General features: G+C 41.8%; 9 protein-coding genes. 1 reads left to right on the forward strand and 8 read right to left on the reverse strand.

The window, feature by feature from the left end; translation table 11 throughout:
* Positions 1–192: 192 nt before the first annotated feature.
* The 7 genes from H540_RS0127110 to H540_RS0127145 all read right to left on the reverse strand — a co-directional run bounded on the left by H540_RS0127110 (position 193) and on the right by H540_RS0127145 (position 9,011).
* Positions 193–570, reverse strand: coding sequence for a RidA family protein (locus tag H540_RS0127110; RefSeq protein WP_028403238.1), 378 nt, complete (start codon positions 568–570; stop codon positions 193–195).
* Positions 571–668: 98 nt separating this feature from the next.
* On the reverse strand, positions 669–2,147 hold the full coding sequence (locus H540_RS0127115) for an amino acid permease (RefSeq protein WP_051317312.1): 1,479 nt from the start codon (positions 2,145–2,147) through the stop codon (positions 669–671).
* 420 nt (positions 2,148–2,567) lie between these two features.
* On the reverse strand, positions 2,568–4,013 hold the full coding sequence (locus H540_RS0127120) for a sigma-54 interaction domain-containing protein (protein WP_028403240.1): 1,446 nt from the start codon (positions 4,011–4,013) through the stop codon (positions 2,568–2,570).
* A 58-nt stretch (positions 4,014–4,071) separates the two neighbouring features.
* Positions 4,072–5,253: a MalY/PatB family protein gene (locus tag H540_RS0127125; protein WP_028403241.1), complete on the reverse strand. Its 1,182-nt coding sequence runs from the start codon at positions 5,251–5,253 to the stop codon at positions 4,072–4,074.
* A gap of 235 nt (positions 5,254–5,488) precedes the next feature.
* Positions 5,489–6,919, reverse strand: coding sequence for an MBL fold metallo-hydrolase (locus H540_RS0127135; protein ID WP_028403242.1), 1,431 nt, complete (start codon positions 6,917–6,919; stop codon positions 5,489–5,491).
* A gap of 66 nt (positions 6,920–6,985) precedes the next feature.
* The gene (locus tag H540_RS0127140) at positions 6,986–8,194 is read right to left on the reverse strand and encodes an FAD/NAD(P)-binding oxidoreductase (RefSeq protein ID WP_028403243.1); all 1,209 of its coding nucleotides are present in this window, start codon (positions 8,192–8,194) and stop codon (positions 6,986–6,988) included.
* A 34-nt stretch (positions 8,195–8,228) separates the two neighbouring features.
* Positions 8,229–9,011: a sulfite exporter TauE/SafE family protein gene (locus tag H540_RS0127145; RefSeq protein WP_028403244.1), complete on the reverse strand. Its 783-nt coding sequence runs from the start codon at positions 9,009–9,011 to the stop codon at positions 8,229–8,231.
* A 374-nt stretch (positions 9,012–9,385) separates the two neighbouring features.
* On the opposite strand from H540_RS0127145, the gene H540_RS0127150 reads away from it, so the two are divergent.
* Entirely contained in the window at positions 9,386–9,568 is a 183-nt protein-coding gene (locus tag H540_RS0127150; protein WP_028403245.1) for a hypothetical protein, read from the forward strand.
* 320 nt (positions 9,569–9,888) lie between these two features.
* Here H540_RS0127150 and H540_RS31060 read toward each other — a convergent pair.
* Positions 9,889–10,616 (reverse strand): citrate/2-methylcitrate synthase (locus tag H540_RS31060; protein WP_051317313.1); only part of this gene is annotated, 728 nt, incomplete at its 5' end.

The raw sequence follows: 10,616 nt of genomic DNA on the forward strand, positions 1-10,616 counted from the left end.
CTACACTCACTGGGGCTTGAAAGCAAGGAACAGACTATACAAGCCTAAAGGTCACGGTTTTATATAGTTTTTTACGATTTTATACGAAATAAAATCAACTGTTCGTAGCTCCTGTATCCTCTGTTTAAGACTAGTCATATATATTAAAGAAAAGAGAATATCAATCTGATATTCTCTTTTCAATTATTATAATTAAATCATAGCAACCGCTTCGATTTCAATCAAAGCATCTTTAGGTAAACGAGCAACTTCAATCGCGCTTCTAGCCGGATAATTCTCGGAAAAAAATTCTCCATATACTTGATTCATCGCGGCAAAATGATTCATATCGCTTAAAAAAACCGTTGTTTTTATTACCTGCTGTAAGCTTGCTCCCGCCGCTTCTATAACCTGCTTGAGATTCTCCAATGACACCCTTGTTTGCTCCTCAATATTATCAGGCATTTCTCCGGTTTCAGGATGAATTGGCAGCTGCCCTGAAGTATACACTACATTTCCTGCTTTAATACCTTGTGAATAAGGACCGATAGCCTTGGGGGCTTCTTTAGTTACGATTGATTCTTTTATCATATAAACCACCTCTTTTTTTAATATAATCCTATTTAAACGGAATTGTATTGAATGTTCCTCTGAAAATAAGCGCTGTATATTACACGCAGCTTTCCCTGCTATTCTTTGCGTTCAAAATCACACTCCATAAGAGGAACCACTTTTGTTTTCTTAATGATTTTATAACCAAGCCAGAGAAGCAAGAAAATAGGAAGACCAATATACGTTGCTAGAATTTCCGCCCAGCTGGTTTGGTGTCCGGAAAAAAGATTCTGTCCAAGAATGAAAACCACAAAAAATAACAGCGTGATAACCGGTCCCAGCGGGTACCATTTGGCTTTAAACGGTAATTCATTTAAATCTCTGCCTTGTGCCACATATGCCTTACGAAAACGGTAATGACTGATGGCAATACCGAACCATTTGATAAATCCGGTAAGAGCCGAAGCATTTACCAGCCAAATAAAAACCGAACCATTTCCAAAAAGGGTAGCCAAAAAGGAGGCAAGTCCTAAAATCGCCGTCGTACATAGAGCCAACATGGGAATTCCCTTCCGGTTAAGCCGTGCAAAGATGCGTGGTGCCTTTCCTTCTTTCGCCAATGCCCATAGCATACGTGAAGACGCATACATTGCTGAATTTGCTGCTGATAAAACAGACGTAAGGAGCACGGCATTCATGACGGAAGCGGCAAATGCCAAACCGGCTCTTTCAAGAACGAGCGTAAAGGGACTAATAGAAACATTTTTAACGCCAGATTTAAGTAGGTTCGGATCTGTATAAGGGATAATCAAGCCGATAACAAAAATCGTAAGCACGTAGAAGATGAGGATTCGCCAAAAGATTGAACGAATCGCTTTTGGTACGTTTTTCGATGGATTATCGGTTTCACCAGCGGCCGTCGCAATCACTTCGGTTCCCTGAAATGCAAAGCCGGCGACGAGTACTACACTAAAGATAGATATAAGCCCGCCATGGAAAGGAGCATCTCCTTGGGTAAAGTTACTGAACCCGACCGCATGTCCTCCCATAATTCCAAAAATCATGGCAACCCCAATAACGAGAAACACGATGATCGAGATGACCTTAATACCGGCAAACCAGTATTCACTTTCCCCATATGCCTTGACTGATAAAACATTTAAGATTAGCAACAAGCCCAGAAATAGTGCGCTCCACAAGAGAGAAGGTACGTTTGGAAACCAATACTTCATAATAAGGGTAGAGGCCACCAAATCTGCAGGAACCGTAATCGCGGTTGTATACCAATAGTTCCAACCTAACGCAAAGCCTAACGCAGGATCAACATACTTTGAGGCATAGATGTCAAAGGCCCCCGGGACCGGTAAGAAGGCTGATAGCTCTCCCAAACTATTCATAACAAAATAGACCATGATTCCGACCAGAATGTATGCAGCAAGCGCTCCTCCCGGCCCCGCAGTGCTAATCGTTGATCCGCTGGATACAAACAATCCAGTTCCAATAGCACCACCAATAGCCATCATCGTTAAATGTCTAGATTTCAGCTTCCGTTGTAATGATCCTTCTGAATTTTGCTCTTCTAGGACGTTACTTAACTCTGCTTCTAATTTCCCCATAGTGTATCCCCCTATTTACTCATAGTTCAAATCCAATTTGTATGCTGGCTTGTCTGGATGTTCTTTTATAAAATCCCCTTTTTAATAATCTTTATAACTTTCTGTTAATTTATAAAGTACCTCTGCCCTCTGCTTTTGTCCTCACCCCTCTCTAAAAATTCAGGCAAAAAAATGATATAAACACCCTCCCGCTTTAATTTCAATTATATAAATGATTTATAATTTAGACGTTTTCATTTGCTATTTCGAACAAAACGGCATTGGCACTTACTTCCTCTCTCTGGTTTACCTTTGCATGGGCCAAGGGTTTGACCGCTTCTGCACGCCGCCGGATGCTCTCGCCCCACTATAAAAAGCCGATTTTTTTATTCAGTTTTATATAACTTTTAATCAAGAAAAATAGTTATCTTTTTAATGAAGTTAACATAATTGATATTTTTCCAACTTGCGATAAAGAGTAGACAGGCTAATTTGTAGTTCCTGGGCAATTTGTTCTTTATCATTTCGATATTTTTCAGCTAGGAAGTAGCTCTGGATTACGTTTTTTTCATACTCTGAAATCATTTGTTCTAAACTTAATCCGCTACACTCGACAGAGGGATGATCCTGTTGAAGCAGATAATCAGGTAAATCATGGAAACTGATGATATCTGATTCAGCCATATTGACCATATATTCTACGGCGTTTTCCAACTGCCGTATATTCCCCGGCCAATCATAGCGTATAAGCCATCGCTCCAGCATGGGGTCAAGTCTCATTGGATACCTTTGCATGATTTTGCAATGTTTATAAATGAAATGTTCGAGATACAAGGCGATATCATCACGCCGCTCTCGCAAGGCTTTAGTATGGAGAGGGATGACATTGAGACGATAGTACAAATCCTCGCGAAAAGTGCCGTTTCGCACCATTTCCTCCAGGTTCCGGTGAGTGGCTGCAATTACCCGAACATTAATCTCGATTGCTTTTTTTCCGCCGATTCTCTCAATCTCTCTTTCTTGTAAAACCCGTAATAATTTTGGCTGCATGAAAAGCGGCATATCTCCTATCTCATCTAGAAAAATGGTTCCGTTGTGCGCTAATTCAAATTTTCCTATTTTCCCATTCCGCCTTGAGCCGGTAAATGATCCGCCCTCATAACCAAACAATTCACTTTCTAACAAGCTTTCAGGTATGGCAGCGCAATTGACTGTTACAAATGAATGCATTCGACGCTTGCTTTCAAAATGAATCGCTCTGGCGAATAATTCCTTCCCCGTACCGCTATCTCCTCTGATCAGGACAGTGGATGGGCTGTTTATAATCCGTCTTGCTTTTTTAATGACATCTTGAAGCCCGGAATCTTTACCAAGAATGTTTTCAAAAGAAATGGCTTTCGGGGGAATCGGGATATCCTCTTGAATTTTGCAACCCGTTTCTGTACCAAAGTCCAGCATTGCTAATTTATTGACTAACAATGTACTGACATTGCTTAAAAACTGTATCAGCTTCTCTGATTCTATAATCATTTTCTCCTTTTGTTCATGGGAAAAACCAATCATGCCGATGACGCCAACTAGTTTGTCTTGCTTTACAATAGGAAACCCGATGGTAGCGAGTTCTTTGCATTGATTCACGAATTTACAACTCATACACTGCGACTCATCTTTTTTTACATCGTAAATCACTCCAGGCTCTCCTGTTTCCAATATCATTTTGAAAAAAGAGCCTTCCGGAGCCGCTTTGCCAATGAGCTCTTTATAGTAGCCGGTCCCGCTAATACGAACGCCCTTTTCATCAAGCACGGTTATATCCAAACCAAGGATTTCTGCCGTGTTTTCAGCGTAATCTTGAATAAATTGCTGTATGCCGATAAAGCCTGCCATATTATCCCCCTTTGCAATAGCGCTTACATAAAATAATAGAATAATTTTACTATAATTTCTACGCTTTGCATAAAGAAGCGACAGCTTTTTCTATTCCACCCAGAGCATTTTTTAACATCGAACGCGGGCAAGCAATATTGAGCCGCATAAACCCTTCACCTTCCATACCAAAAATATGCCCCTCATTCATTGCAACCCTTGCTCTGTGCAGCATAAATTCATCCAATTCTTTAACTGAAACACCCAATTCCCGGCAATCCAGCCATACAAGGTATGTGCCTTCCGGCTGGATGGCTTTGATTTGCGGGATGTTTTTGTTGAAGTAACTCAGAGTGTACTCTAAATTCCCCTGCAAATATTCAAGGAGCTGATCCAGCCATTCTTCTCCGTAGCGGTAAGCAGCCTCTAACGCAGCAACGCCAAATATGTTCGGCGAACCAATGGATAATGTATTAAGTTCTTGATCATACCTATCGCGCAGTTGCTGATTTGGAATAATAATACTTGACGTCTGCACACCCATCAGGTTAAAGGTTTTGCTTGGCGCAATGCAGGTAAGAGAATGATTCGCAAACTCTTCTGAAATAGAAGCAAAAGGAATGTGAGTATGTGTCTTATAAACAAAGTCAAAATGAATTTCGTCTGCCACAACGAGAATGTTATGCTTCATACAAAGCTGTCCCAATCTCGTCAATTCTTCTTTGCTCCATACCCTTCCGATCGGGTTATGGGGACTACACAGAATCAACATTTTTACCGTTGCATCTATCTTTGCCTCTAAGTCTTCAAAATCCATGGAATAACGCCCATTTTCAAGCATAAGCGGGTTGTTTACAATTTCACGGCCGTTCGCTTGGATCACACGGGCAAAATGATGATATACAGGCGGTTGGATAATAATTTTGTCCCCTGGCTTCGTAAAGGACTGAATCGCCAACGATAGGGCCGGTATCACGCCTGGGCTGTGGGTAATCCATTCTTTCTCAACGGACCATCGATGTCTTCTTTTTAGCCAGCCAACAATGGATTCCATATATGAGTCCGATCTAAGCGTGTAGCCATATACACCGTGCTCCGCACGTTGTTTTAACGCTTCGATGACAGGTTGTGGAGACTGGAAATCCATATCAGCCACCCACATTGGAATAACATCCTTTATGCCAAAACGATTTTCAAGCTTATCCCATTTTTCGCAGTCAGTGCCCCAGCGACAGATTTCTTGGTCAAAATTATATTTCATCAAGTATCTCTCCTTCTCATGTTTGCTTATGCATCCTGCCTCTTTACGTAATTTATATAAGCAATTATCATGCCAACTCATTTCCCTTATAAAATCGCCTTATTTTTATAGAATTTCTTGATTGAATTCCGAATACTGCGATGTCATTTTTTAAAAATCCTTTCATCATAAGCATTAGCACATTTGCAATCATGGTAAATATTTTCGCACGGATGATAAAATCCAAAGATTTCATTTAAGCATCTCTAGTGGATAGCATCTTCTTCTGTTTAATCCATTCCTCATAACCGCCTACAAGGCTTTGTACTTCTTTAAAACCATGAACTTGTAGAAGGCTAGCAGCGATAGCGGATCTTCCGCCGGTTTTGCAATAAACCAAAATTGGTTTGTCATACGGAATGTTGTGTGCCTGTTCCTGCAAATGACCAAGCATCACATGCTTCGCCTGCGGAATATGGCCTTCCTCCCATTCTCCTGCGCTTCGGACATCAAGCACATATATGCGATCTGCTTGAATAGCACCATCTATCTTGTCCAGTGTCACTTCTTCATACTTCATCACACGTGAATCAGCTTCACCCGCCTGCTCAATGACATGTGGTTCCATTGTTGCAACAACGCGATCCAATCCAATGGACTGGAGATCATTCACAATATCCACCACATCAGCATTGCTTGCTAAAAGATATATAGGCTGGTCATAATCCAACAGCCATCCCGCCCAAGTTACAAATGATTTGTTATAAGGGATATTGATTACGCCTCGTATATGCTTGGCGGCAAATTTACTGGCCGGACGCGTATCAATGACAATCCCCTGTTTTGTCCATTCCTGCACAATATCTATTGAAGCCTCCATACGAAATGGTGCTGCTATCCTTGGGATTTGCTGCGCTCCCTCTTTATTCAACCGCTTCATCATTGAAAAATAAGGAGGAGCCTCCGGTTGTCCAGCCAACAGCGCTTCTATAAAGCGATCCTCATTATCATATTGCAGTGCCCAATTTGTCCGTTTTTCATAGCCGATGGTTGACGACGGGATTGCTCCTAGCGCTTTTCCACAGGCACTGCCCGCCCCATGCCCTGGCCATACTTGCAGATAGTCAGGAAGATTTTTAAACTGCTGTAGAGACCGAAACATCATGCGTGCCATTTTTTCTGAGGAACCGCATACCCCCGCAGCTTTTTCTAATAAATCGGGACGCCCCACGTCACCGACAAACACAAAATCTCCGGTAAATATGCCGAGCGGGTCCTTGGTAGCTGCACCGCCATCTGTTACGAGCAGTGATATATGTTCAGGAGTGTGTCCTGGTGTATGCATTACCTCAAAATTGATATTTCCAATGGCAAACACGTCTCCATTTCTCAGAAAACAGTGTTCATACCCAGATGCATACTCGTATCTCCAGTCCGCCCCTCCTTCATCAGACAAATATAATGTAGCCCCAAGCCTTGAAGCTAGCTCCTGCGAACCAGACAAAAAGTCCGCGTGGATGTGTGTTTCCGTTGCACCCACAATCCTCACACCATGTGCTCTTGCCGTTTTTATGTAAGGTTCTATATTGCGTGACGGATCAACAATGATCGCTTCGCCGGTAGCCTGACATCCCACAAGGTATGAAGCTTGAGCCAATTTCTCATCATAAAAGTACTTGAGTAGCATAAGTCATCCTCCTTTTAAGCGCTTGCTTACTTTGATTTTGTTTTGTTATGGCCGTCGGAAACACTATCACATCATACCTTTAAGCATCCCCTTCCAATACATAACGGGAAGGAAGTTTTTCTTCAACACATACATACTGAACCTCTCGCGTGACTGATTGATAGGGAAGGTTTCTTGCGGCTGTAAATCATAATTGAATTCAGCCAGTATAAGCCGTCCATATCCGGTAACAAGTGGACATGATGTATAGCCGTCATATTTATGAACCATTGGTTTAGCACGCATCTGATGAAGTAAATTTTGCACAAGCACGGGCGCTTGTTTGCGAATCGCAGCCCCCGTTTTCGACGTAGGCAGGTTGGTACAGTCCCCAATGCCAAATACATTGGCAAAGCATTGATGCTGCAGCGTATATTTGTCTACATTCAGCCAACCATTACTTGCCGCAAGTGGGCTGTTCTTGATAAAATCAGGGGCGCTCATCGGTGGTACCACATGAATCATGTCATATTGCATATTTACACGCTCTTTTGTGTTCAGATTTTCGAATGTCGCTCGTTTTTTTTCACCATCAATTTCAATGAGATGGTGCATAAACCATGTCTCGATTTCTTTTCGTTCAATTATTTTGTTTAGTGCCTGTTCATATTTTTTCACATTGAATATGGCTGGGCTGCCTGAAACAAAAATAACTGAAGATTTTGAGCGCACTCCTGATTTTCTGAAATAATCTTCCGCCAAATACATGATTTTTTGAGGGGCCCCACCGCATTTCACCGGGGTGTTCGGATTGGTAAAGATGGCAGTTCCCCCTCTGAAGTTGCGGATCGCCTCCCATGTGCTATCAACATAGTCATAGGAGTAATTACTACACACCCCATTCTTTCCAATACTCTCTTTTAACCCTTTAATTTTATGCCAGTCAATTTGAATCCCGGCCGCAACAACTAGATACTCATAGTGCAGTTTCTTTCCAGATGCTGTAACAACAGCATTTTCATCTGGCTGAAATGTGGTAACCGCATCCTGCACCCACACAGCTCCTCTCGGAATAACGGATGCTTCCTCCCTTTGCGTCACAGTTTTGTCAGCTTCGCCAGCCCCGACAAGCGTCCATAATGGCTGATAATAATGTTTGGTCGCGGGGTCAATGATGGCAATGTTTCCACTCAGGTGGCGTGATTCACGCAGGAGACGGGCTGCAACCGTAATTCCAGCACTCCCACCGCCTACAATCAAAATTTTATAATGCGTCTTATTCTTCACCTTTGCCATTCTAATCACCTCATCTCAATTTTGGTAAAGCAGCTCACAAATCTAAGGCCTCGGCATTAATGATCAGCATGTAAATGGCGACCAACATAACAACACCGGAAAATACATAATGGAGCGTGCGCTGCTGTTTACTTAAGCGCGCCGCCAGCCAAGTTCCCGCCATTCCACCACCAACTCCACCTCCAACAAACGCGAACATAACCCACCAGTTTACGAGGCCGGATAAACTGTAGCTCACCGCTGTTGTAAGTCCAAATGTGCCGACTGATACTAAAGAAGATCCAATTGCCGTAATCATTGGCATTCTTGCCGCAAAAATCAAGCCGGGAACAATCAAAAATCCACCGCCAATCCCGAAAAAACCGGATAACAGTCCCACCAGGATAGCCATGATGATCAGCTGTGGCAGTTTTACGTGATTTTTAAGATCGTCTGCTTGACTCTTCGTTTTCTTTGGCATAGCCATTTTTACAGCCATAACAATCATCAGAATAGCAAAAAGAAACAACAACTGTTTACCAGGTATCAGCTTTCCGATAGTTGATCCCGCATAGGCACCCAGAGCACCAGAGACGGCAAAAACAAGCGCCGCTTTCCACTGCACGTGGCCGGCTCGTGCGTGTGGGATAAGGTTTGCATAGGCATTTATGGCAACGGCTAACGCTGTCGTGCCAATTACCACATGCGGATCTTTCATACCAACAACGTAAAGCAAAAGAGGAACAGCAAGAATTGATCCACCTCCACCGAGCAAACCAAGTACGAACCCGACAATGGTTCCTGAAACAATGGAGAGGAGCACTTGAATCGTTGTCATTCTTTCCTGAGACTCTCACCAACAAAGTAGAGTAGTTGGTGATTCATCTCCTCCCTCCTTTCTCTATATATTCATCATTTATATACAGCAAAAACCATGCCAACTAATTTCTCCTGTAAAATCGCTTGGTTTGCGCACCCCACTCTTTGGAAATTCCCAATTTTGCTATCATTCATATTAAAAAAGCCTTTATCATCAAGCTTAAAGTCTTCCTAGGACTAGGAACTATTTTTGCATCTGTGATAAACGCTTCAAGCTATTTCTATAAAGTGATTCAACTAACATATCAGTTAACAAAATTTTTTTGATTCTGGTGCAAGAAATCTATCAAACTTAGACATATTGATATTATTAATCTAAAAAGGATGTGGATTATGTATATAAATGCAACTAAAAAAATCGACATAAAAACGTTTCTTTTAGGGGGGAGAGAGCATCCTGCTAAGCGTAGAAGCGGTCAAACCCTTGTAGTGGTCCATGCAGGGGTAAACCATAGAGAGGGAGCGAGCGCAGTTTCCTTTTGTTCTACGTGGCAAACGATAGATATGTCGGAATAACAAAGTTGATTTATGTATGTCTGTAACTACTCAGACCCTACCCAAAACCAATACAAATAGAGGTAATTGTGTCACCAATTACCTCGTAAGCTATGTTTCAAACAACTCTATTTTTCCTGTTTTCATCACTTCAGCGTGTCGCAAAACTACAATAAACATGCAATATTATGCATAAGCAGCAGTGTTTGCGTGTGAAAATGATACCGGTTGTATCCAAACATTCTTGGATTTTCTAAGCCTTGGTCTTTTAAAACATGAAAGACCCGCTCTTATTAAAAAGTTCAGAGAATACACTAGGAAGTTGGAATAAATTTGTGAAATTATACTATTTTATTTTCCACTGGCCGATTACCAATATACTTTGCTTCTGGACGAAAAATCGTATTGTCTAGCGACTGTTCAATGACATGAGCAGCCCATCCGACCATTCGACTTACCGTAAAAGTAGGTGTAAACAAATCAGGAGACATATTGAGTGCCTTCATGACAGCAGCTGCATAAAATTCCACATTCGTATAAAGCTTTCTACCCGGCTTGTATTCGTTAAGTAATAGAATAGCCATTTTCTCAACATAGCCCGCTAAATTAAGCCACGCATCATCTTGTCCAATACGTTGACAAATTGTGCTCAGTACCTCAGCTCGCGGATCACGTGTTTTATAAACACGATGTCCAAATCCCATGAGATATTCTTTTTTCTCTAATTTTCGTCGAATCCATCTTTCTGCATTTTCTTTTTCTTTAATCTCGTTTAACATATCGATTACACCGGTAGGTGCACCACCGTGCAAAGGTCCTTTCATCGCTCCAATGGCTCCTGTTACAGCCGATACCATGTCCGATTCTGTGGAAGAAACCACTCTTGATGTAAACGTAGATGCATTCATTCCATGTTCCATTGTTAAAATCATATAGGCTTCAAGCGCTTTTACATGAGTGAAAGAAGGAAGCTCGCCTGTTAACATGTATAAATAGTTTTCCACATGGTACAATTCTAGATTTGGTGGAATTATTTCCTTTCCACTTATTTTTCGGTATATCATAGCTG

The organism is Ectobacillus panaciterrae DSM 19096, assembly GCF_000430785.1.
Taxonomy (GTDB): Bacteria; Bacillota; Bacilli; order Bacillales; family Bacillaceae_G; genus Ectobacillus; species Ectobacillus panaciterrae.

Bases quoted from the DNA above. Each gene is read 5' to 3' on its own strand.
- H540_RS0127125 (WP_028403241.1), bottom strand. From the start codon at position 5,253: ATGAAATATAATTTTGACCAAGAAATCTGTCGCTGGGGCACTGACTGC.
- H540_RS0127140 (WP_028403243.1), bottom strand. From the start codon at position 8,194: ATGGCAAAGGTGAAGAATAAGACGCATTATAAAATTTTGATTGTAGGC.
- H540_RS0127145 (WP_028403244.1), bottom strand. From the start codon at position 9,011: ATGACAACGATTCAAGTGCTCCTCTCCATTGTTTCAGGAACCATTGTC.
- H540_RS0127110 (WP_028403238.1), bottom strand. From the start codon at position 570: ATGATAAAAGAATCAATCGTAACTAAAGAAGCCCCCAAGGCTATCGGT.
- H540_RS0127135 (WP_028403242.1), bottom strand. From the start codon at position 6,919: ATGCTACTCAAGTACTTTTATGATGAGAAATTGGCTCAAGCTTCATAC.
- H540_RS0127120 (WP_028403240.1), bottom strand. From the start codon at position 4,013: ATGGCAGGCTTTATCGGCATACAGCAATTTATTCAAGATTACGCTGAA.
- H540_RS0127115 (WP_051317312.1), bottom strand. From the start codon at position 2,147: ATGGGGAAATTAGAAGCAGAGTTAAGTAACGTCCTAGAAGAGCAAAAT.
- H540_RS0127150 (WP_028403245.1), top strand. From the start codon at position 9,386: ATGTATATAAATGCAACTAAAAAAATCGACATAAAAACGTTTCTTTTA.